At 74.1% G+C, this 20,027-nt stretch carries 18 protein-coding genes and 1 riboswitch; of the genes, 10 read left to right on the forward strand and 8 right to left on the reverse strand.

All coding sequences use genetic code 11. From position 1 onward, the window contains the following. Position 1: 1 nt before the first annotated feature. The gene (locus tag IE108_RS27650) at positions 2 to 1,120 is read right to left on the reverse strand and encodes a cobalt-precorrin-5B (C(1))-methyltransferase (protein ID WP_064725989.1); all 1,119 of its coding nucleotides are present in this window, start codon (positions 1,118 to 1,120) and stop codon (positions 2 to 4) included. A 59-nt stretch (positions 1,121 to 1,179) separates the two neighbouring features. Between IE108_RS27650 and IE108_RS27655 the strand changes: the two genes are divergently transcribed. Beyond that, positions 1,180 to 1,962: a cobalt-precorrin-6A reductase gene (locus IE108_RS27655; RefSeq protein WP_064725988.1), complete on the forward strand. Its 783-nt coding sequence runs from the start codon at positions 1,180 to 1,182 to the stop codon at positions 1,960 to 1,962. Here the strand turns inward: IE108_RS27655 and IE108_RS27660 are convergent. Genes IE108_RS27660 through cobG form a run of 3 tightly spaced genes read right to left on the reverse strand, consistent with a single transcriptional unit; the run spans position 1,947 to position 5,415 of the window. Continuing rightward, on the reverse strand, positions 1,947 to 3,443 hold the full coding sequence (locus IE108_RS27660) for a precorrin-2 C(20)-methyltransferase (RefSeq protein ID WP_064725987.1): 1,497 nt from the start codon (positions 3,441 to 3,443) through the stop codon (positions 1,947 to 1,949). The genes IE108_RS27655 and IE108_RS27660 overlap by 16 nt on opposite strands. Further along, positions 3,440 to 4,111, reverse strand: a complete 672-nt coding sequence (locus tag IE108_RS27665) for a precorrin-8X methylmutase (protein ID WP_064725985.1) — start codon at positions 4,109 to 4,111, stop codon at positions 3,440 to 3,442. Before IE108_RS27665 ends, IE108_RS27660 begins: the two co-directional genes overlap by 4 nt. Further along, on the reverse strand, positions 4,108 to 5,415 hold the full coding sequence (cobG, locus tag IE108_RS27670; protein WP_189397778.1) for a precorrin-3B synthase: 1,308 nt from the start codon (positions 5,413 to 5,415) through the stop codon (positions 4,108 to 4,110). Before cobG ends, IE108_RS27665 begins: the two co-directional genes overlap by 4 nt. Positions 5,416 to 5,517: 102 nt before the next feature. Then, positions 5,518 to 5,596, forward strand: a riboswitch (cobalamin riboswitch). A gap of 52 nt (positions 5,597 to 5,648) precedes the next feature. On the opposite strand from cobG, the gene cobN reads away from it, so the two are divergent. After that, positions 5,649 to 9,278, forward strand: coding sequence for a cobaltochelatase subunit CobN (gene cobN, locus IE108_RS27675; protein WP_064725982.1), 3,630 nt, complete (start codon positions 5,649 to 5,651; stop codon positions 9,276 to 9,278). A gap of 28 nt (positions 9,279 to 9,306) precedes the next feature. Here cobN and IE108_RS27680 read toward each other — a convergent pair whose 3' ends face one another. Next, on the reverse strand, positions 9,307 to 9,906 hold the full coding sequence (locus IE108_RS27680; RefSeq protein ID WP_373297055.1) for a dihydrofolate reductase family protein: 600 nt from the start codon (positions 9,904 to 9,906) through the stop codon (positions 9,307 to 9,309). Positions 9,907 to 10,044: 138 nt separating this feature from the next. Here IE108_RS27680 and IE108_RS27685 point away from each other — a divergent pair, with 138 nt between their 5' ends. After that, positions 10,045 to 10,635, forward strand: coding sequence for a DUF998 domain-containing protein (locus IE108_RS27685; RefSeq protein WP_064725980.1), 591 nt, complete (start codon positions 10,045 to 10,047; stop codon positions 10,633 to 10,635). Between the two features lie 16 nt (positions 10,636 to 10,651). Here IE108_RS27685 and IE108_RS27690 read toward each other — a convergent pair whose 3' ends face one another. After that, entirely contained in the window at positions 10,652 to 12,115 is a 1,464-nt protein-coding gene (locus IE108_RS27690; protein WP_064725978.1) for an amidase, read from the reverse strand. A gap of 138 nt (positions 12,116 to 12,253) precedes the next feature. Between IE108_RS27690 and IE108_RS27695 the strand changes: the two genes are divergently transcribed. Beyond that, on the forward strand, positions 12,254 to 12,892 hold the full coding sequence (locus IE108_RS27695; RefSeq protein WP_064725976.1) for a TetR/AcrR family transcriptional regulator: 639 nt from the start codon (positions 12,254 to 12,256) through the stop codon (positions 12,890 to 12,892). Then, complete coding sequence (locus IE108_RS27700) at positions 12,892 to 13,320, forward strand: pyridoxamine 5'-phosphate oxidase family protein (RefSeq protein ID WP_064725974.1); 429 nt, start codon at positions 12,892 to 12,894, stop codon at positions 13,318 to 13,320. Before IE108_RS27695 ends, IE108_RS27700 begins: the two co-directional genes overlap by 1 nt. Positions 13,321 to 13,353: 33 nt before the next feature. Here IE108_RS27700 and IE108_RS27705 read toward each other — a convergent pair whose 3' ends face one another. Then, the gene (locus IE108_RS27705) at positions 13,354 to 13,962 is read right to left on the reverse strand and encodes a TetR/AcrR family transcriptional regulator (RefSeq protein ID WP_064725973.1); all 609 of its coding nucleotides are present in this window, start codon (positions 13,960 to 13,962) and stop codon (positions 13,354 to 13,356) included. A gap of 98 nt (positions 13,963 to 14,060) precedes the next feature. Here IE108_RS27705 and IE108_RS27710 point away from each other — a divergent pair, with 98 nt between their 5' ends. Together IE108_RS27710 and IE108_RS27715 are read left to right on the forward strand one after the other, a co-directional pair. Further along, positions 14,061 to 14,747, forward strand: a complete 687-nt coding sequence (locus IE108_RS27710; protein ID WP_064725972.1) for an SDR family NAD(P)-dependent oxidoreductase — start codon at positions 14,061 to 14,063, stop codon at positions 14,745 to 14,747. A 65-nt stretch (positions 14,748 to 14,812) separates the two neighbouring features. Continuing rightward, a complete protein-coding gene (locus tag IE108_RS27715) occupies positions 14,813 to 15,346 on the forward strand; it encodes a GNAT family N-acetyltransferase (protein ID WP_064725971.1) in 534 nt (177 codons plus the stop codon). A 40-nt stretch (positions 15,347 to 15,386) separates the two neighbouring features. On the opposite strand, the gene IE108_RS27720 is transcribed toward IE108_RS27715, so the two are convergent. Further along, positions 15,387 to 16,058, reverse strand: a complete 672-nt coding sequence (locus IE108_RS27720) for a TetR/AcrR family transcriptional regulator (RefSeq protein WP_372466846.1) — start codon at positions 16,056 to 16,058, stop codon at positions 15,387 to 15,389. Positions 16,059 to 16,293: 235 nt separating this feature from the next. On the opposite strand from IE108_RS27720, the gene IE108_RS27725 reads away from it, so the two are divergent. From IE108_RS27725 to IE108_RS27735, 3 genes are all read left to right on the forward strand, one after another. Continuing rightward, a complete protein-coding gene (locus IE108_RS27725) occupies positions 16,294 to 18,198 on the forward strand; it encodes an RICIN domain-containing protein (RefSeq protein ID WP_064725970.1) in 1,905 nt (634 codons plus the stop codon). A gap of 101 nt (positions 18,199 to 18,299) precedes the next feature. Next, positions 18,300 to 18,518, forward strand: a complete 219-nt coding sequence (locus IE108_RS27730) for an MbtH family protein (RefSeq protein ID WP_064725969.1) — start codon at positions 18,300 to 18,302, stop codon at positions 18,516 to 18,518. Positions 18,519 to 18,633: 115 nt separating this feature from the next. Beyond that, positions 18,634 to 19,998: an APC family permease gene (locus IE108_RS27735; RefSeq protein WP_064725968.1), complete on the forward strand. Its 1,365-nt coding sequence runs from the start codon at positions 18,634 to 18,636 to the stop codon at positions 19,996 to 19,998. Positions 19,999 to 20,027 lie beyond the last annotated feature (29 nt).

A 20,027-nucleotide genomic window follows, 5' to 3' on the forward strand; every position in this document is an offset into this window, starting at 1 on the left:
CTCACGCGATCCCGCTGCGGCCCACCACCGTCCCCGCACGGTCGACGCAGATCACGTCGACCGCGACCGGCGCCCCGCGCAGCACGGCCAGCGCCTGGTCGCGGGCCGCCGTGGCCACCAGGTCGCCCAGCGGAACCCCGGCGGCCCGGCACAGCTGGAGCGCGGCGAGTCCCGTGTTGGCCCCCGCGACCTCGGCGGCCAGCGCCGCGTCGGCACTGCCGCGGCGGGCCAGGCCGGCGAGGAATGCCTTGTCGACCTGCGAGCGCGCGGAGTGCAGGTCCAGGTGGCCGGCGGCGAGCTTGGAGAGCTTCGCGAAGCCGCCGCACACGGTCAGGCGGTCCACGGGATGACGGCGGACGTACTTCAGCACGGCGCCCGCGAAGTCGCCCATGTCCAGCAGCGCGTCCTCGGGCAGCCCGTACTCCTCGACGACCGTGCGCTCCGAGGTCGAGCCGGTGCACCCCGCGACGTGCCTGCGGCCCGCCGCGCGGGCCACGTCCACCCCGCGCCGGATCGAGTCGATCCAGGCCGAGCACGAGTACGGCACCACGATCCCCGTGGTGCCGAGGACCGAGAGGCCACCGAGGATTCCCAGCCGGGGGTTCCAGGTGGAGCGGGCGATCTCCTCGCCGTCGTCGACCGAGACGGTGATCTCGACGTCGCCGCTGCCGCCGTACCGCTCGGCGACGCGGGCGACGTGGTCGCGCATCAGCTGCCGCGGCACGGGGTTGACGGCCGGTTCGCCCACCGGCAGGGGCAGGCCGGGCCGGGTGACCGTACCCACGCCCGGTCCGGCACGGAAGACCACACCGGACCCGGCGGGCAGCAGCCGCACCGTCGCCCGCACCAGCGCCCCGTGCGTCACGTCCGGGTCGTCGCCCGCGTCCTTCACCACCCCGGCCGTCGCCCGTCCGTCCGTCAGCTCCTCGGCGGCGAGGGCGAAGGACGGCGTCTGCCCTCTCGGCAGGGTGATCGTCACTGGGTCGGGGAAGTCACCGGCCAGCAGCGCCGTGTACGCGGCGGTCGTCGCCGCGGTCGCGCAGGCGCCCGTGGTCCAGCCGGGGCGCAGACCGGTGTGCTCGAGCTGGGCGCCGCGACCGCCCCTGGCCGCTCCGGTCATGTCGTCCTCCCCCGTGTCCCGCGCCCGGGACGCCGTCGCGGAAAGGCAACGGTCCCGCCGTGCACGTACTGATCCTCGGCGGTACCACGGAGGCCCGCCGCCTCGCCGAACTCCTCGCGGCCGAGGCCCTGCCCGGGCTCCGCGTCACCAACTCCCTGGCCGGACGCGTGGCCGCACCCCGCACGCCCCCCGGCGAGGTGCGTGTCGGCGGCTTCGGCGGCGCCGACGGACTCGCCGCCTGGCTCGGCGGCCACGGTGTCGACCTGCTCGTCGACGCCACCCACCCGTTCGCCGGCACCATCAGCTTCAACGCCGCACGGGCCGCCGAGAGGGTACGGGTGCCGCTGCTCGCCCTGCGCCGCCCCGGCTGGACGCCGGCCGCCGGGGACGCGTGGCACGACGCCGGTTCCCTGGCCGAGGCCGCCCGGTTGATCCCCGGGCTCGGCCGGCGGGTCTTCCTCACCACCGGCCGCACCGGACTCGCCGCCTTCGCCGGGCTGCGCGACCCGTGGTTCCTCGTCCGCTCCGTCGACGCTCCCGAGGCGCCGCTGCCGCCCCGTACCGAAGTGCTGCTCGATCGCGGCCCGTTCACCCTCGACGGGGAACGCGAGCTGCTGCGCCGGCACCGCATCGACGTCCTGGTCACCAAGGACAGCGGGGGAGAGGCCACCGCGCCGAAACTGACCGCCGCCCGCGAGGCCGGGGTGCCGGTGATCGTGGTGCGCAGGCCCCCCGTGCCCGAGGGCGTCCCGGTCGTGAGCGGGCCGGGGGAGGCGGCGAGGCGGGTCCGCGAGGCGCACGCCGGGCGTCGTCCGCCCGGCGCCCCTCACGCCTCGGGGTAGCGGCGGGGCGTCCACACGACCTCTTCGCCGTCGCCGCGCCGCACCACCTGGGTCTGGGAGGAGCCGACCAGCAGGATCGTGCGCATGTCGACCTCTGCCGGATCCAGGTCCGCCAGCCGCACGATCCGCAGCCGCTCGCCAGCACCGCCCACGTCCCGCGCCACCACGACCGGCGTGTCCGGCGCCCGGTGCTCCAGGAGCAGCTCGCGGGCCTTGCCGACCTGCCAAGTGCGGCTGCCCGAACCGGGGTTGTACAGCGCCAGCACCAGGTCGGCGCCGGCCGCTGCCCGCAGCCGCTCCGCGATCACCTCCCACGGCTTGAGCCGGTCGGACAGCGACAGGGCCGCGTAGTCGTGGCCCAGCGGCGCACCCGCGCGCGCCGCGGCCGCGTTGGCGGCGGTCACGCCGGGCAAGACCCGCACCGGAACGTCCGCGTGCTCCTCGGCCGACGCGGCCTCCAGCACGGCCGTCGCCATGGCGAAGACCCCGGGGTCGCCGCCGGAGACCACGGCTACCCGCCGCCCCCGGCGCGCGAGCTGCAGCGCGAACTCCGCGCGCTCCGCCTCGACCTTGTTGTCCGACCCGTGACGCCGCTGACCGGCCCGGACCGGGACCCGGTCCAGGTAGGTGGTGTAGCCGACCAGGTCGTCCGCGGCGGCGAGTGCGCCCCGCGTCTCGGGCGTCAGCCACAGCGGGCCGGCCGGTCCGGTCCCTACGACCACGACCTCCCCGACGGCACCCGGCGCCGGCTCCGGCGCCACGGCGTCCACCTGGCTGGGCAGCACCGCCACCGAGAAGTACGGCACCGACTCCGCGTCCACGTCGGCCAGAAGGGCACGGCGCTCGCCCGCCATCGTGGCCCGCTCCACGTACCGGGCCCGTGCCAGCCGGCCCGAACCCTCCAGCGCGCGGCGCACCTTGGGGAAGGTACGTCCCAGCTTCATGACCACGGCCACGTCCGTCGCGGCCAGCCGCGCCGTCAGCTCCTCCTCGGGCAGCGTGCCGGGCAGGATCGTCAGCACCTCCTCGCCCTCGGCGAGCGGCGTGCCCAGCCGGGCCGCGGCGGCCGACACGGACGTCACCCCCGGGATCACCTCGGTGTCGTACCGGTCGGCGAGCCGCTTGTGCATGTGCATGTAGGAGCCGTAGAAGAGCGGGTCGCCCTCCGCGAGGACGGCGACCGTGCGGCCCGCGTCGAGGTGGGCCGCGAGCCGCGCGGACGCCTCGGCGTAGAAGTCGTCCATGGCGCCCTGGTAGCCGCCCGGATGGTCGGTGGTCTCCACGGTGAGCGGGTAGACCAGCCGCTCCTCGACGTGGTCGGCGCGCAGGTGCCGCTCCGCGATGGAGCGGGCGATGGACCGTCCGTGCCGGGCGCTGTGATACGCGATCACGTCGGCCTCGGCGATGACCTCGACCGCGCGCACCGTCATCAGGGACGGGTCGCCGGGGCCGAGCCCGACCCCGTACAGCTTGCCGCTCATTCTTCCTCGCTCGCGATCGCGTTGAGTGCGGCGGCGGCGATGGCGCTGCCTCCGCGACGGCCCCGGACGACCAGGTGGTCCAGGCCCGAGGGGTGGACCGCAAGGGCGTCCTTGGACTCGGCCGCACCGATGAAGCCGACGGGCACACCAATGACGGCCGCGGGCCTGGGCGCCCCCTCCTCGATCATCTCCAGGAGCCGGAAGAGGGCGGTGGGCGCGTTGCCGACGGCGACCACGGCGCCCTCCAGGCGGTCGCGCCACAGCTCCAGCGCGGCGGCGCTGCGGGTGGTGCCCAGCTCGGCCGCGAGCGCCGGGACGGCCGGATCGGACAGGGTGCACAGCACCTCGTTGTCCGCGGGCAGCCGCTTGCGGGTCACGCCGCTGGCCACCATCTGCACGTCGCAGAGGATCGGCGCACCGGCCAGCAGGGCCTCGCGGGCGCGGGCCACCACGTCGGGCGTGTGGCCGATGTCCCGCACGAGGTCGACCATGCCGCAGGCGTGGATCATCCGGACGGCGACCCGGCTGACGTCGGCGGGCAGTCCCGTGAGGTCCGCCTCCGCCCGGATCGTGGCGAAGGACTGGCGGTAGATGGCCGCCCCGTCCTTCTCGTATGCGTGCGTGGTCACGGTGTTCTTCCCGCTGCTCTCGGTGGTCGTACGGCTCATGGGGTCATCGCCGCCAGTGCGGCGGCGAGTTGGGAGGGGTCCGTGAGGACCGTGGTGCGCGCCGGCCCGTCCGGCGGGCCGGCCACGGTGAGGCGGTAGCCGCCCTCGGGGAGGGCGACGAGGTCGACCCGTTCGCCGCGCGGGTGCCCGCAGCGGCGTTCGCAGCCTGACCAGTACAGGGGGAGCGGGGACCGTCCGGCGGCGCTCAGGGTGCCGGCCGCGTCCGCCCGCACGTCGGCGTGCGCCTTCGCGCAGCCGGGCCGGCCGATGCACGCGCCGACACGCGGCCAGGGCGAGCCGGCGTCGGTGACGAGGCCGGCGGCGGTGAGGCGGGCGAGGGCGTCCGCGGTGTCCGCCGCGTCCAGGCCCCGGACCGGCACGACGACGCCCCGCCACGGCGTCAACCGCAGTTCGGCGTCCGGCGTCCGCGCCGCGACCCCCGTCAACTCCCGCCACTGCGGGCCGGTGAGGCGCCCGAGCGGCACGTGCGCGCACAGCGCGTCCCCCGTGAGCCCGGGAGAGGGGGCGTCCGCGCGGTCGGTGACCGCGGGTTCCCGGGTGTGGCCGACTCCCGCGTCGGACAGCCGGCGCTCCGCCGCCCGCCTCAGAACCCGCGCGGGTACGGCGAGTTCGGCCACCCGCCACACCCGGGCCCCGGCCTCACGGGCCACGTCCAGGAAGGCCTCGGCGGCCAGCAGCGCGGCCCGGGGCGCGTCGTGCGCCGCCACCCGCCAGACCTCGTCCAAGGAGGAGAGAGCGACCAGCGCGTCGTCGTCGGCGGCCCGCACGGCGACATCGGCGCCGAGGCCGGTCAGGTCCCCCCGCCCGTCGTCGAGCGCGAACAGGAACCGGCCCGACAACTCCCGTGCCGGCCCGCTCGCGCACAGCGCCGCGTCCAGGTCCGACAGCCACGCCCGTACGTCCCGAACGCCCCGCCCGTCGAGCCCGGACAGCGGCGAGGCGACGACGTTGCGCACCCGTTCGTGCGCCGGCGAGGGCAGCAGCCCGGCCCCGTCCAGCAGCCCGGCCAGCTCCGCGCCGCAGCCGTCGCGCAGCCCCCGCAGCTGCACGTTGCCCCGGGACGTCAGATGCAGGTCGCCGTCGCCCAGCCGACGGGCCGCGTCCGCCAGCGCCTCGGCCTGAACGACGTCCAGGACCCCGCCGGGTATGCGCACCCGGGCGAGGGCACCGTCGTCGGCGGCGTGCAGCCGCAGCGTCCCCGGGCAGGCGTCACCGCGGTCCCGTGCGGCCACTGTGGCCTGGGAGGATGCGGAGGGGAGCGCCGTGGACATGGCGGCGAGCATACCGACCATCACACCGGTGGCACCGCCCGCCCTTCCCGGCGGGACCCTTACTATGCTCGTGGGCCGATCACCCGATCGGCCCACCGCCAGACGGCGACAGGGGAGGAAGCCCGGTGTGAATCCGGCGCGGTCCCGCCACTGTGAGTCCGGCCACGCCGTGGCCCGGACGAGTCAGGAACTCCCGCCGTCTCTCACCGCCCGGGGCGCGGACCCCGAGGAAGGGCAGACGCCGCATGCCGCATTCGTCCGGGGAGCGCGCCTCGCACCCCAGCATCCTGCTCCTGTCGACGTCCGACACCGACCTGCTGAGCGCCCGCGCCTCCGGCGGCCCGGTCACCTACCGGTTCGCCAACCCCGCAAGGCTCCCGCTCGACGACCTGCCCGCCCTGCTGGACGGCGTCTCCCTGGTGGTCGTACGCCTCCTCGGCGGACTGCGCGCCTGGCGCGAGGGACTCGACCTGCTGCTCGCCGACGGCCGCCCGGTCGTGGTCCTCAGCGGCGAACAGGCCCCGGACGCCCAGCTGATGGAGGCCTCCACCGTCCCCGTCGGCCTCGCCGCGGAGGCGCACGCCTACCTCGCCCACGGCGGCCCCGCCAACCTGGAGCAGCTCGCCCGCTTCCTCTCCGACACGGTCCTGCTCACCGGGCACGGCTTCGAACCGCCGACGCCCGCCCCCACCTGGGGCCCGCTGGAGCGCACGGCGCGCCCGGGCGCCGACGGGCCCACCGTGGCCGTGCTCTACTACCGCGCCCACCACATGAGCGGCAACACGGACTTCGTGCACGCCCTGTGCGACGCCGTCGAGAACGCGGGCGGACGGCCGCTGCCCCGGTACGTGGCCTCACTGCGCGCCCCCGAGCCCGAACTGATCGAGGACCTGCGGGCGGCCGACGCGATCGTCACCACCGTCCTCGCCGCCGGCGGCACCAGGCCCGCCGAGGCGTCCGCCGGCGGTGACGACGAGTCCTGGGACGCCGGCGCGCTCACCACCCTCGACGTCCCCATCCTCCAGGCCCTGTGCCTGACCGGCTCCCGCGCCGACTGGGAGAGCAACGACGAGGGCGTCTCCCCGCTGGACGCCGCCAGCCAGATCGCCGTCCCCGAGTTCGACGGCCGCCTGATCACCGTGCCGTTCTCCTTCAAGGAGATCGACGAGGACGGCCTCCCCGCCTACGTCGCCGACCCCGAACGCGCCGCCCGCGTCGCCGGCATCGCCGTACGCCACGGCCGCCTGCGGCACATCCCGGCCGCCGACAAGCGCCTCGCCCTGGTCCTGTCCGCCTACCCGACCAAGCACTCCCGCATCGGCAACGCCGTAGGCCTGGACACCCCCGCCAGCGCGGTGGCCCTGCTGCGCCGTCTGCGCGAGGAGGGCTACGACTTCGGCGCCGACGGCGAGGTCCCGGGCCTCGCCTCCGGCGACGGCGACGAACTGATCCGCGCGCTCATCGAGGCCGGCGGCCACGACCAGGACTGGCTCACCGAGGAGCAGCTCGCCCGCAACCCGGTCCGCATCCCGGCCGCCGACTACCGGCGCTGGTACGCCACCCTGCCCGCGGAACTGCGCACCGCCGTCGAGGAGCACTGGGGCCCGGCACCGGGCGAGATGTTCGTCGACCGCAGCCGCAACCCGGAGGGCGACATCGTGCTCGCGGCACTGCGCCGCGGCAACCTGCTGATCCTCATCCAGCCGCCGCGCGGCTTCGGCGAGAACCCCATCGCCATCTACCACGACCCCGACCTGCCGCCCTCCCACCACTACCTCGCCGCCTACCGCTGGATCGCCGCGCGGGCCGAGGACGGCGGCTTCGGCGCCGACGCGATGATCCACCTCGGCAAGCACGGCAACCTGGAGTGGCTGCCCGGCAAGAACGCCGGCCTCTCCGCCGCCTGCGGCCCCGACGCCGCCCTCGGCGACCTGCCCCTGGTCTACCCCTTCCTCGTCAACGACCCGGGCGAGGGCACCCAGGCCAAGCGCCGCGTGCACGCCACACTCGTCGACCACCTCGTGCCGCCGATGGCCCGCGCCGACTCCTACGGCGACATCGCGCGCCTGGAGCAACTCCTCGACGAGTACGCCCAGATCGCCTCCATGGACCCGGCCAAGCTCCCGGCGATCCGCGCCCAGATCTGGACCCTGATCCAGGCCGCCAAGCTCGACCACGACCTCGGTATGCAGGACCGCCCGGACGACGACGGCTTCGACGACTTCCTGCTGCACGTCGACGGCTGGCTCTGCGAGGTCAAGGACGCCCAGATCCGCGACGGCCTGCACGTCCTCGGCAACCCGCCGGCCGGCGCCGACCGGGTCAACCTCGTCCTCGCCATCCTGCGCGCCCGCCAGATCTGGGGTGGCACCACCGCCCTGCCCGGCCTGCGCGAAGCCCTCGGCCTCGACGAGTCCGCCGCCACCCGCACCACCGCCGACGCCGCCGAGGAGCAGGCCCGCGCACTGGTCCAGGCCATGGACGACGCCGGCTGGGACCTCGCCGCCGTACCGTCCGAACACGGCGAACAGGTCGCCGCGGTGCTGGAGTTCGCCGCCCGCGAGGTCGTCCCCCGCCTCGCCGCCACCACCGCCGAGATCGACCACGCCGTGCACGCCCTGAACGGCGGCTTCGTCCCCGCGGGCCCCTCCGGCTCACCCCTGCGCGGCCTGGTCAACGTCCTGCCGACCGGCCGCAACTTCTACTCCGTCGACCCCAAGGCCGTGCCCTCCCGGCTCGCCTGGGAGACCGGCCAGGCCCTCGCCGACAGCCTCCTGGAGCGCTATCGCACCGACAACGGCGCATGGCCCACCTCCGTCGGCCTGTCCCTGTGGGGCACCAGCGCCATGCGCACCGCCGGCGACGACGTCGCCGAGGTCCTCGCCCTGCTCGGCGTACGCCCCGTCTGGGACGACGCCTCCCGCCGCGTCACCGGCCTCGAAGCCGTCCCGCACGAGGAGCTGGGCCGCCCGCGCATCGACGTCACCCTGCGCATCTCCGGCTTCTTCCGCGACGCGTTCCCGCACACCGTCGGCCTCCTCGACGACGCCGTGCGGCTCGCCGCCTCCCTGGACGAGCCGGCCGAGGCCAACCACGTCCGCGCCCACGTCCAGGCCGACCTCGCCGAACACGGCGACGAACGCCGCGCCACCACCCGGATCTTCGGCTCCCGTCCCGGGACGTACGGCGCGGGACTGCTCCAGCTGATCGACTCCCGCGACTGGCGCACCGACGCCGACCTCGCCGAGGTCTACAGCGTCTGGGGCGGCTACGCGTACGGCCGCGAGCTGGACGGCCGCCCGGCCCGCGACGAGATGGAGACGGCGTACAAGCGGATCGCGGTGGCCGCCAAGAACACGGACACCCGCGAGCACGACATCGCCGACTCCGACGACTACTTCCAGTACCACGGCGGCATGGTCGCCACCGTCCGCGCCCTGCGCGGCACCGCCCCCGAGGCGTACATCGGCGACTCCACCCGCCCGGAGACGGTCCGCACCCGCACGCTCGTGGAGGAGACCTCGCGGGTCTTCCGCGCCCGCGTGGTCAACCCCAAGTGGATCGAGGCGATGCGCCGCCACGGCTACAAGGGCGCCTTCGAACTCGCCGCCACCGTCGACTACCTCTTCGGCTACGACGCCACCACGGGCGTGATCGCGGACTGGATGTACGACAAGCTCACCGAGGCGTACGTCCTGGACCCCGCCAACCGCGAGTTCCTCCAGCAGGCCAACCCCTGGGCCCTGCACGGCATCGCCGAGCGGCTGCTGGAGGCGGAGTCGCGCGGCATGTGGGAGAAGCCCGACCCGGCCGTCCTGGAAGCCCTGCGGCAGGTGTACCTGGAGACCGAGGGCGACCTGGAGGGGGAGGACTGACGCCGGAGCGGCGGCGCGGGCCGACGCGTCAGGCGAGCACGCGGTACGTCAGGTGCGTGACCCCGGTCGCCGCGCGTGCGGCGATCTGCTCCAGCCGGAGCGGCGGGACACCGTCGAAGAGCCGGGTCCCGGCCCCCAGCGTGAACGGCACGACGTGCAGCCGCACCTCCTCGACCAGACCGGCGGCGAGGTACTGGTTGACGGTGGTCGCGCCGCCCTGGATCTGGACGTCCCGGCCGCCCGCGGCGGCGCGCGCCCGGTCCAGCGCGGACTCGATCCCGTCGGTGACGAAGTGGTAGGTCGTCCCGCCCGCCATGGGCTGCGGCTCGCGCGGATGGTGGGTGAGGACGAAGACCGGGGCGTGGAACGGCGGGTCGTCGCCCCACCAGCCGTTCCACGGCCGGTCCCAGTCGCCGCGCACGGGGCCGAACATGTTGCGCCCCATGACGAACGCCCCGGCCGCGGCCATCCGGTCGAGCTCGGCCCGGTTCTCGTCGGGCGTCTCGAACATCCAGGCGTGCAGCCGCTCGCCCGTGCCGTCTCCGCCGTCGTCGCCGAACGGCCGTCGCTCGCTCTGCCCGTGACCGGCGGAGTAGCCGTCGGCGGTGACCGTGATGTCGCAGACCACCTGGCCCGTGTGTGTACTGATGGCTGGCTCCTCGTCGTTCGCCCCACGTCTCCTCCGAGGGTCCTCCCGCCACGGAGCCGCCGCACCTCGTGCGTGTGGATGATGGGAGGAAAACACAGTCCGTTTTAGTGTTGTCCGATGCGAGTTGTCCCCAGATGGGTCCTGTTCACCTCGGGGTGCGCGCCCGTCCTGCTGATCGGAGGCTGGACGGGCGCGGCGCTGTTCGAGGGCCCGGCCTACGACCCCGTGTCCCAGACGATCAGTGTCCTCGGTGCCTACGGCGCCCCCGGCTTCTGGGTGATGACGGCGGCGTTCCTCCTCCTGGGCGCCTGCCATCTGCTGACCGCCTGGGGGCTGCGGGCCGCCGCCACCGCCGGACGCGTGGCGCTGGCCGGCGGCGGCCTCGCCGCGCTGGGCGTGGTGGTGCTCCCCGCGCCGACCAGCGGGGGGTCGCTGCGGCACGGGGCGGTGGCGGTCGTCGGCTTCACCCTCCTGGCGGTCTGGCCGGTCCTGGCCGTCAACGGCGGCCCCGCCGCCCCGTGGGCGCTGCGACTGATGCCCTCCGTCACGGTGACGGTGGTGATGGCGGTCGGCGGGGCGTGGTTCCTGCTGGAGATGCACCGGCAGGGCGACGTCGGCGTCGCGGAGCGCGTGGTGACCTCGATCCAGTCGCTGTGGCCGCTGGTCGTGGCCGCCTCCTGCCTGCGCCACGCCGCGAAACGGGTGTGACGGACCGTCGGCCGGGTCAGCCGGCGATGAGCGCCGGGCCGGCGGGGTGCCCGGCCCGGACCGCCGGGATGCGGCCCGCCCAGGGCCGGGCCCGCTCGAGCTGTCCCGCGAGGCGGAAGAGCAGGTCCTCCCGTCCGTGGCCCGCGGCGAACTGCATGCCGATCGGAAGCCCCGTGGAGGGGTCGGCGGTGAGCGGTACGGACATGGCGGGGTTGCCGGACACGTTGAACGCCGTGGTGAACGGCGACCGGTCGTTGAGGCGGTCGATCCAGCCGGCCCCGTCCAGGTCCGCCCCGCCCTCGGTGTAGGCGCCCAGCCGCATGGGCGGTTCCGGGAGGGTCGGGGTGAGGAGGACGTCGTGGGCCGCGAAGTACCGGGCCAGGCTCCTGGCCACCGTGTTGCGTATCGCGAGGGCGGCCACGAAACGGGGGCCGCTCACCCGCCGCCCGTAGTGGAGGCCCGCCAGGGTCGCCTCCTCCAGGGTGGAGCGGTCGGCCGGGCGGCCGAAGGCGGCGGCCACCGCGTCGACCGTGGCGGCCAGGTTCACCGTGAACAGCACGGCGGTCGCCGACGTGAACTCCTCCCAGTCGGCACCCAGGTCGACCGCGGTCTCCTCCACCCGGTGGCCCAGCGACTCCAGCAGCCGGACGGTGCGGGTCACGGCGTCGGCCACGGGCGGAGCGGTGCGGCGACCGCCCCAGGCGTGGGTGAGGACCCCGATCCGCAGCGTGCCGGGGTCGCGCCCCGCCTCCTCCAGGTAGGGCCGGTCCGGGCGCGGGGCGGCACAGGGGTCGCCGGGCTCCGGCCCGAGGATCCGGTCGAGCAGTGCCGCGCTGTCCCGGACGGTCCGGCTCAGACCGCCCTGCACGGCGAGGCCGCTGAAGGTCTCGTCGGCGTCGGGGCCCAGGGAGACGCGGCCGCGGGTGGGCTTCAGCCCGAAGAGCCCGTTGACGGAGGCGGGAATCCGCAGGGAGCCGGCGGCGTCGGTGGCGTGGGCGAGCGGAACGATCCCGGCGGCGACGGCCGCGCCCGCGCCTCCGCTGGATCCGCCCGCACTGAGAGTCGGGTCCCACGGATTGCGGGTCGGCCCGTACAGCACGGGCTCCGTGGTGATGCTGTACGCCAGCTCGGGCGTCGCGGTGCGGCCGAAGGTCACCAGGCCGGCCTCCCGGAAGCGCCGCATCAGGAAGGAGTCGGCGCGGGCGACGTTGCCGGCCGCGAGCCGGCTGCCCAGCTCCGAGCGCCGTCCGGCCATGGTGACGCCGATGTCCTTGATCAGGAACGGCACCCCGGCCAGCGGTCCGCTCCCGGCGGGCCCGTCGTCGGCGGGCCAGGTCTCCGCGACCGCGTTGACGCGCCCGTCGACCTCGTCGTGGGCCCGGCGGGCCAGCGCCTCCAGTCCGGCGGGGGTCACCTCGCCGGAGGCCACCAGCTCCGCGAGGCCGACCGCGTCACGGCACACGTACTCGGACATCTCCATCGTCACTCCAAGGGCAGGTCCGGCACCCGTTTTGGTACCCGGTGGTCCCGGACGATACCAAGCGGTATCGTCCGGGACGGACTGGTACCGTAGCAGGATGCGCAACGGCCCCAGCCGCACGGACGCCGCGGAGGACTCGTGACCACGACCGTCAGAAGGCCCGGCAGGGTGGCGAAGCTGCCGCCGAGGGAACGCATCCTCGACGCGGCCGAGGAGCTCTTCCAGAGCGAGGGGATCCGGCGGGTCAGCGTCCAGGCGATCGCCGACCGGGCCGAGACCACCAAGATGGCGGTCTACCGGCACTTCGCGACCAAGGACGCGCTCGTCGAGGAGTGGCTGCGGATCGTCGCCGCCGACTACCAGGCCGCGTTCGACCGGGTCGAGGCCGACCACCCGGGGCGGCCGAAGGACCAGATCATGGGTCTGGCCCGCTTCATCGCCGAAGGGCTGCCGGCCATCTCGCACCGGGGCTGCCCCTTCATCAACTCCCTCGCCGAACTCCCCGACCGGGCGCACCCCGCACGGCGGGTGATCGAGGAGCACAAGGCCCGCCAGACCCGCAGGCTGACCGCCATGTGCGCGGACGCGGGCGTGCCGGACCCGGCGCAGACGGCGGCCCAGATCACCTTCCTCCTCGAAGGCGCCCAGGTCAGCACCCAGAACGGAAGCATCGACCGGGTGGGGGACCGGCTGCTGAGCATCGTCGAGGGCATCGTGGAAGCGCACGCGGCGTCCGCCCCCGGACATGGCGGCCGCGACCTGCCGAAAGGACAGTGATGAGCGACGGCACCGGTCTGCTGACCTCCGAGGACCTCGACTTCCTGCGGCGGCCCCTGTACGGGTTCCTCACCGTGGCCGCCGGCCCCGTTCCGCCCCAGCCGCGCCCGGTCTGGTTCGAGGCCACCGACGAGGGCACCGTCCAGCTGTTCACGGGCCCGGAGACGGTCAAGGTGCGGCGCCTGCGCCGGGATCCCCGGGCCTCCCTCCTCGTCGCCTCGCCGGTCGGTGAGCGCGAGCGCTGGGTCTCGGTGGCCGGACGCACGACGCTGGAGACGGGCGGTGCCCACGAGTTGGCGGCCCGGCTGGCCGCCCGCTACTGGGACCTCGACGACCCGGACCGGGCCGAGGACCTGGCCGGGATGCTGGCGGTGGAACAGGTGCGCCTGGTCATCCACCCGGAGAAGGTGAGCCGCTTCACGAACTGAGCCGGCGCCGGGCTCCGCCGGCACCGCGGTGCGTCAGGCCTGCGGCCAGCCGCGCAGGAAGGCGTCGGCCGCCTCCCGCAGCTCGTCGCGGCAGACACCGCTCGCGGCCTGCACGGCGATGCCGAAGGCGAACGTGGTGAGGCAGCGCGCCAGCACGTCCGGATCCGTCCGCGCCGGCAGGTCGCCCTCGTCGACGGCCCGCCGGAAGCGGTCCCGGACCGCCGTGTGGCTGTCGTTGCGCCAGGCGGTCAGCAGGTCGCGCACCGCGCGTCCCCCGTCGCTCGCCGTCAGGGCGCTCTGCACGCCCAGGCATCCCCGCGGGCGGGAGGGGCGCGTCGTGGTGCGGATGACGCCGGTCAGGACACCGGTCGCGACGCCGAGCGCCGTCGGCTCCTCCAGGGCCCGGGTGAAGTAGGCGCTGGGACCCTCGCTGTAGCGCTCCAGGACCTTGCGGAACAGCTCCTCCTTGTTGCCGAAGGCCGCGTACATGCTGGTGGTGGAGATGCCCATCGCGCGGGTGAGGCAGGTCAGGCTGGCGCCCTCGTAGCCGTGCTCCCAGAAGACCAGCATGGCCCGCTCGAGAGCCTCGTCCGTGTCGAACCCCCGGGGACGGCCGACGGGGCAGCTCTGTTTCGTCTCCACGACCCCAGCCTACCGCTTCCGCATCGATCACTTCAGAAGTGCTACGGTGCAGATTCCGCATCGATCGATGCGGAAGTCGGTCCTGCGAGGGGAAGCCCATGACCGTCACACTCATCACCGGAGCCAACAAGGGCCTCGGCTTCGAGACAGCCAGGCAGCTCCTGGCCCTGGGCCACGCGGTCTACGTCGGGGCGCGCGACGCCGGCCGGGGGGAGAAGGCCGCCGCGGAACTGGGGGCGCGGTTCGTGCAGTTGGATGTGACCGACGACGCGTCGGTGAGCGGCGCGCTCGCGGCGATCGACGCCGCCGAGGGCCGGCTCGACGTGCTCGTGCACAACGCGGGCATCCTGCCGACCGGGACCCCGGACGGACCCACCGCCCTGCGGGCGTTCGACACCAACGCGGTGGGCGTCGTACGCGTCACCGAGGCGGCACTCCCGCTGCTGCGCAGGTCGTCGAACCCCACCGTGGTCACCGTCTCCAGCAGCGCGGGATCGTTCTGGGCGGTGAACAACCCGGACCGGCCGGAGTACAGCCTGCCGACCACGCTCTACTCCGCCTCGAAGGCGGCCGCCACCATGCTGACGGTGCAGTACGCCAAGTCCGAGCCGGGGATCAGGTTCAACGCGGTCGAGCCCGGCTTCACCGCCACCGACATGACGGCGGGATTCGAGGGCGGCCGGACACCGGAGGAGAGCGCCCGGACCATCGTGCGGCTCGCGACCCTCGGCCCGGACGGCCCGACGGGCACCCTCCAGGACGAGAACGGGGAGCTGGCCTGGTAGACGCCGGCCGGCGGCGGCCGGGAAACGCGTTTGCGCGGCCCGCCCCGGCTGGCTTGGCTGAACGCATGACGGAACTGCGCACCGACCGCCTCCTCCTGCGCCCCTGGCGGGCGTCCGACCTCGCGCCGTGGGCGGCGATGAACGCCGACCCGGAGGTCCGGGAGCACCTCGGCGAGCCGCTCACCCGCGAGCAGAGCGACGCCTCCGTCGCCGCCTTCCGGGCCGACTTCGACCGGCGGGGCTACGGGTGGTGGGCCGTCGAGGTCCGGGACACGGGCGAGTTCATCGGTTTCGCGGGGCTCGACGAGGTGGAGGACGGGCTGCCGTTCACCGGCGTGGAGATCGGCTGGCGCCTCGCCCGGCCGTCCTGGGGCCGGGGCTACGCGACGGAGGCCGCACGGGCGGTACTGGCCCACGGCTTCGACACCCTGGCCCTCCCCGAGATCCTCGCGGTGACCACGGCCGCCAACCTCCGCTCCCAGGCCGTGATGCGCAGGCTCGGCATGACCCGAAACCCGGCCGACGACTTCGACGACCCGACGGCACCGGAGGGGCCCCTGCGCCCGAACGTACTGTTCCGCATCGCGCGGGAGGGCTGAACCGGCAGGGCCGGAGCGGCGAACGGGGCGCCCGGCGGCCTCAGTTCGTGAAGCGGTCCGGGGCCAGTGTGCTCAGCAGGGACCGGATCACCAGGTCCGTCGAGGCGGCCATCGCCACGGCGTCCGGGTCCAGGAGCCACTGGACCTGGAGGCCGTCCATGACGGCGATGATCGCGTTCGCCGCGTCGCGGGTGCGGGGTGCGTCCGGGTCCGGCAGGCCGCAGGCCTCGGTCAGGGCGTCGGTGACGAAGGCGCGCAGGCCGGTGTAGCGGTCGCGGAAGTAGGCCTGGGCGGGGTGGTCCTCGGTGACGGACTCCGCCGACAGGACCGCGTAGAGCCGGACGAGGCCCTCCCGCTCCGCGTTGCGCAGGGCCGTGTCCACGAGGTGGCGCAAGAAGGGGAGACCGCGCGGGCGTTCGGGGCCGAGCTGCTCGATGTCGCCCTGGTCGCGCCGTTCGAGGACGCTGGTGAGCAGCAGCGACTTGGAGCGGAAGTAGTGCAGCACCCCGGCCTGGGTCAGTCCGGCCCGGTCCGCGATCTCGGCCAGCGAGGCGTTGTTGTAGCCGCGGGCGGCGAAGGTGTCCGTGGCGATGTTCAGGATCTCCTGCTGGCGCCGCCGGGCCTCGGGGCTGCGCGGGGTGCGGGGACCGGTCTTCGGCCCGCGCCTCGACCTGCCCACGGACGGGCCGCCGCCCACTGATTGCTCGCTCACGTGCGACAGCCTACGTTCCGTCGGGCGCGCCGACCGGGGGAGTTCCGACGGAGTGGCGCGCGTGTGACGCACGCCACTTACTAAGTACTTAGTAGGTGTGCTTTCATGGCGCCGTTATTCCGCTCAGGCCCCCTCCCGCACGGGGCGCGGACCGGTTCGGCCATCTCCTCCGCAACGCCCCCCGGGCCGCCGGCACGCCCCGCTCCTCCCCACCGCAGCGAAGGAGACCCGCACCGTGTCGACCAGTACGAGAACCCGATCCCGGGGCGCTCGCCCCCGGTCCCGCGCCTTAGCCGCCCTCACCCTCGCCCTCGCCGGTCTCGGTGCCGGCCTCACCGGCTCCGGCACCGCGCAGGCCGCCGACCCGGTCGCCCAGGTGTGGGTCACCACGCCGGACGGCGCCAAGCGGCTCACGGCCGAAGGGGCCGTTCCCTTCACCGGCACACCCCAGTCCGTCGACATACGCGTCGACGCGGGCAGCCGGGGCCAGCGGTTCACCGGCGCGGGCGCTTCCGTGACGGGCGCCTCCGCCCGCCTGATCCAGAGCCTCCCGCAGGACCGGCGCGGCGAGCTGATGCGCTCGCTGTTCTCGACCGCCGGTGACGGCATCGGACTGAACTACCTGCGCCAGCCCCTGGGCAGTACCGACTTCGACGCGACGAACAGCCCCTACTCCTACGAGGACACCCCGGGCAGCTTCTCCATCGACCGGGACCGGCCCGAGATCCTCCCCGTCCTCAGACAGGCCACGGCCGTGAACCCGCAGATCCGCTTCATGGGTTCGCCCTGGTCGCCGCCCGCGTGGATGAAGACCGGCAACTCCCTCAACGGCGGCAGCCTCAAGCCGGAGAACTACCCGGCCTACGCCGACTACCTGGTCAAGGCGATCCGGGCGTACCAACAGGAGGGCATCGCGCTCACCGACCTCACGGTGCAGAACGAGCCCGAGTTCGCGACCAGTTACCCCTCGACGTCGATGACGTCGGCGCAGCAGGCCGACTTCCTCAAGGTCCTCGACCCGAAGCTCACGGCCGCCGGACTGCCCACCAACATCCTGGCCTACGACCACAACTGGGACCACCCGAACTACCCGCTGGACGTCTTCTCCCGCACGGCGGGCATCAGCCGCGTCATCGGCGCCGCCTTCCACTGCTACGGCGGCCAGGTCTCCGCGCAGCAGCAGGTCGTCGCCGCCGGAAAGCGCGTCTTCTTCACCGAGTGCTCCGGCACCGACAGCGCCGACACGAGCAGGACCTTCGCCGACACCCTGCGCTGGCACGCCGAGAACCTCGTCGTGCAGAACGTCCGCCACGGCGGCGAGACCGTACTCACCTGGAACCTCGCCCTGGACCGCGACGGCGGCCCCCACCAGGGCCACTGCACCAACCGGTGCAACGGCGTCGTCGAGATCGCGGGCGGCAACGTGACCCGCAACGCCGAGTACTACGTGCTCGGACACGTCAGCAAGTTCGTCAAGCCCGGCGCCACCCGCATCGGCTCCACCAGCCAGGGCGCGGGCGGCGTGCAGAACGTCGCCTTCCAGAACCCCGACGGCTCCCGCGTGGCCTACGTCGTCAACACCGCGTCGGCGGCCCAGCGCTTCTCCCTCACCGACGGCGGCAAGTCGCTCGCCTACACCCTGCCCGCCGGAGCCGTCGCCACCTTCGTGTGGAGCGGCACCGGCGGCGAGCCGACCGGCCCGATCGACCCCGCCGCCTGGTACCGCGTCGCGAACACCGGCAGCGGCGCGTGCCTCGACGCCGCCGACTGGGGGACCGCCAACGGAACCGCCCTCCAGCAGTGGGCCTGCGGCACCGGCGCCAACCAGTCCTGGCAGTTCCGCCCCACCGGTGACGGCTACTACCAGGCCGTCAACCGCCACAACGGCAAGGCGTGGGACGTGGACGGTGGCTCCGGCGCCACCGCGGACGGCGCCCGCGTCCACCTGTGGGACTACGTGGGCGGCACCAACCAGCAGTGGCGCCCCGAACCCGCCGGCACCGCGAACCGGTACCGCTTCGTCGCCCGCCACAGCGGCAAGTGCCTGACCGTCGACAACGCCTCCACCGCCGACGGCGCCCGGCTCTCCCAGCAGCCCTGCTCCCAGGCCGCGTCCCAGGCCTTCACCCTCACCGGCTGAGCCGACGGCCGTCCCGGGGCCCGCGGGCCCCGGGCCTGGCCTTGCCCGCCGGGAACAACTAAGGTTAGCGTTGCCTAAGTCGGCGCCGTGAAGGAGGAGTTGTGACCAACCCGTTCGAGGACGAGACCGGCACGTACCTGGTGCTCGTCAACGACGAGGGACAGCACTCCCTCTGGCCTTCCTTCGCTCAGACGCCCGGCGGGTGGACCGTGGTCCACGGCCCGGACACCCGTGCCGCCGGTCTCGCCTACGTCGAGAAGAACTGGACCGACCTGCGCCCCAGGAGCCTCGTCGAGGGTACGGCGGCCGAGAGGGCGTGACCGCCGCGAGGTGACCCGGCGGCCCTGCTGCCGCCTGGAGTAAGCCGTGGCATGAGTCGGTGATCCGCAGGGCAGTCGACACCTTGTCCGTGTCAGCCGCCCCAGGGGGACCCTCGTGACGACAGCCGGAAGCGACGCCACCGCCTCGCCGGGAGGAGCGGACGACACCCCGCTGAAGCGGGCCATCGGCCCCAAGCTGCTGATCCTCTTCGTCATCGGCGACATCCTCGGCACCGGCATCTACGCCACCACCGGGCAGGTCGCGGGCAAGGTCGGCGGAGCCCTGTGGCTGCCGTTCGTCATCGGGTTCGTGGTCGCCATCCTGACGGCCGCCTCGTACGTCGAACTGGTCGGCAAGTACCCGAAGGCGGCCGGGGCCGCGCTGTACACGCAGAAGGCGTTCCAGGTCCCGTTCCTCACCTTCATCGTCGCCTTCATGGTGATGTGCTCGGGCCTGTCCTCGGCGAGCGCGGCGGCCCGGGCCTTCAGCGGCGACTACCTCTCCGAGTTCACCGACTTCTTCCCGCCCACGCTCATCGCGATCCTCTTCATCCTCGCCCTCGCCGCCCTCAACCTGCGCGGCGTCTCCGAATCGGTGAAGACCAACGTGGTCCTCACCCTGGTCGAACTGACGGGCCTCTTCGTCATCCTCGCCGTCGGCGCCTGGGCGGTCCTCACCGGCGACGGCGAACCCTCCCGGCTCGGCGAGTTCCAGGCCGGCGGCTCCGGCTACGCGCTGGTCACCAGCGTGCTGGGGGCGACCGCGCTCGGCTTCTTCGCCTTCGTCGGCTTCGAGGACTCGGTCAACATGGCCGAGGAGACCGTCGACCCCGCGCGCACCTTCCCGCGGGCCATCTTCATCGGCGTCACCGTCACCGGCACCATCTACGTCCTGGTCGCGCTGATCTCCTCGCTCCTCGTCGACTACCGGGTGCTGGAGGACTCCAGCGGACCGCTGCTGGAGGTCGTCAAGGCCGGCGGACTGGACTTCCCGCCCAAACTCTTCGCGCTGATCGCCCTGTTCGCGGTCACCAACTCGGCGCTGATCAACATCATGATGGCGTCCCGCCTCTGCTACGGCATGGCGAACGAACGCATCCTGCCCCGCGCCCTCGGCCGCGTCCTGCCCCGGCGCCGCACGCCGGTCGTCGGCATCGTCTTCGTGTCGCTGCTCGCCATCGGCCTGGTCTCCACCGGCGAGATCGCGGGCCTCGGCGACACCACGGCCTTCCTGCTGCTGTGCGTCTTCGCGGTGGTCAACATCGCCGTGCTGGTCCTGCGCCGCGACCCGGTGGAGCACCGGCACTTCCGCACGCCCACCGTCCTGCCGGTGCTCGGCGCGATCGCCTCGCTGGCCCTGGCCAGCCCGCTCGCCGACCGGCCCGCGGACGTGTACATCCGGGCGGGTGTGCTGGTGGCCGTCGGCATCGGGCTGTGGGTGCTGAACAAGACGGTGATGAAGGCCCGGGGCGAGGAGTGAGCCGCCGCCCCGGACCGCCCGGCGGTCCG

Source organism: Streptomyces parvulus (genome assembly GCF_014648855.1).
GTDB lineage: Bacteria > Actinomycetota > Actinomycetes > Streptomycetales > Streptomycetaceae > Streptomyces > Streptomyces parvulus.

What these genes read in the sequence shown, in the direction of transcription:
- IE108_RS27700 (WP_064725974.1), top strand. Translation starts at nt 12,892, where the DNA reads ATGAGCGACGGCACCGGTCTGCTGACCTCCGAGGACCTCGACTTCCTG.
- cobG (WP_189397778.1), bottom strand. Translation starts at nt 5,415, where the DNA reads ATGCTCGCCGCCATGTCCACGGCGCTCCCCTCCGCATCCTCCCAGGCC.
- IE108_RS27710 (WP_064725972.1), top strand. Translation starts at nt 14,061, where the DNA reads ATGACCGTCACACTCATCACCGGAGCCAACAAGGGCCTCGGCTTCGAG.
- IE108_RS27690 (WP_064725978.1), bottom strand. Translation starts at nt 12,115, where the DNA reads ATGGAGATGTCCGAGTACGTGTGCCGTGACGCGGTCGGCCTCGCGGAG.
- IE108_RS27715 (WP_064725971.1), top strand. Translation starts at nt 14,813, where the DNA reads ATGACGGAACTGCGCACCGACCGCCTCCTCCTGCGCCCCTGGCGGGCG.
- cobN (WP_064725982.1), top strand. Translation starts at nt 5,649, where the DNA reads ATGCCGCATTCGTCCGGGGAGCGCGCCTCGCACCCCAGCATCCTGCTC.
- IE108_RS27660 (WP_064725987.1), bottom strand. Translation starts at nt 3,443, where the DNA reads ATGAGCGGCAAGCTGTACGGGGTCGGGCTCGGCCCCGGCGACCCGTCC.
- IE108_RS27685 (WP_064725980.1), top strand. Translation starts at nt 10,045, where the DNA reads ATGCGAGTTGTCCCCAGATGGGTCCTGTTCACCTCGGGGTGCGCGCCC.
- IE108_RS27650 (WP_064725989.1), bottom strand. Translation starts at nt 1,120, where the DNA reads ATGACCGGAGCGGCCAGGGGCGGTCGCGGCGCCCAGCTCGAGCACACC.
- IE108_RS27665 (WP_064725985.1), bottom strand. Translation starts at nt 4,111, where the DNA reads ATGAGCCGTACGACCACCGAGAGCAGCGGGAAGAACACCGTGACCACG.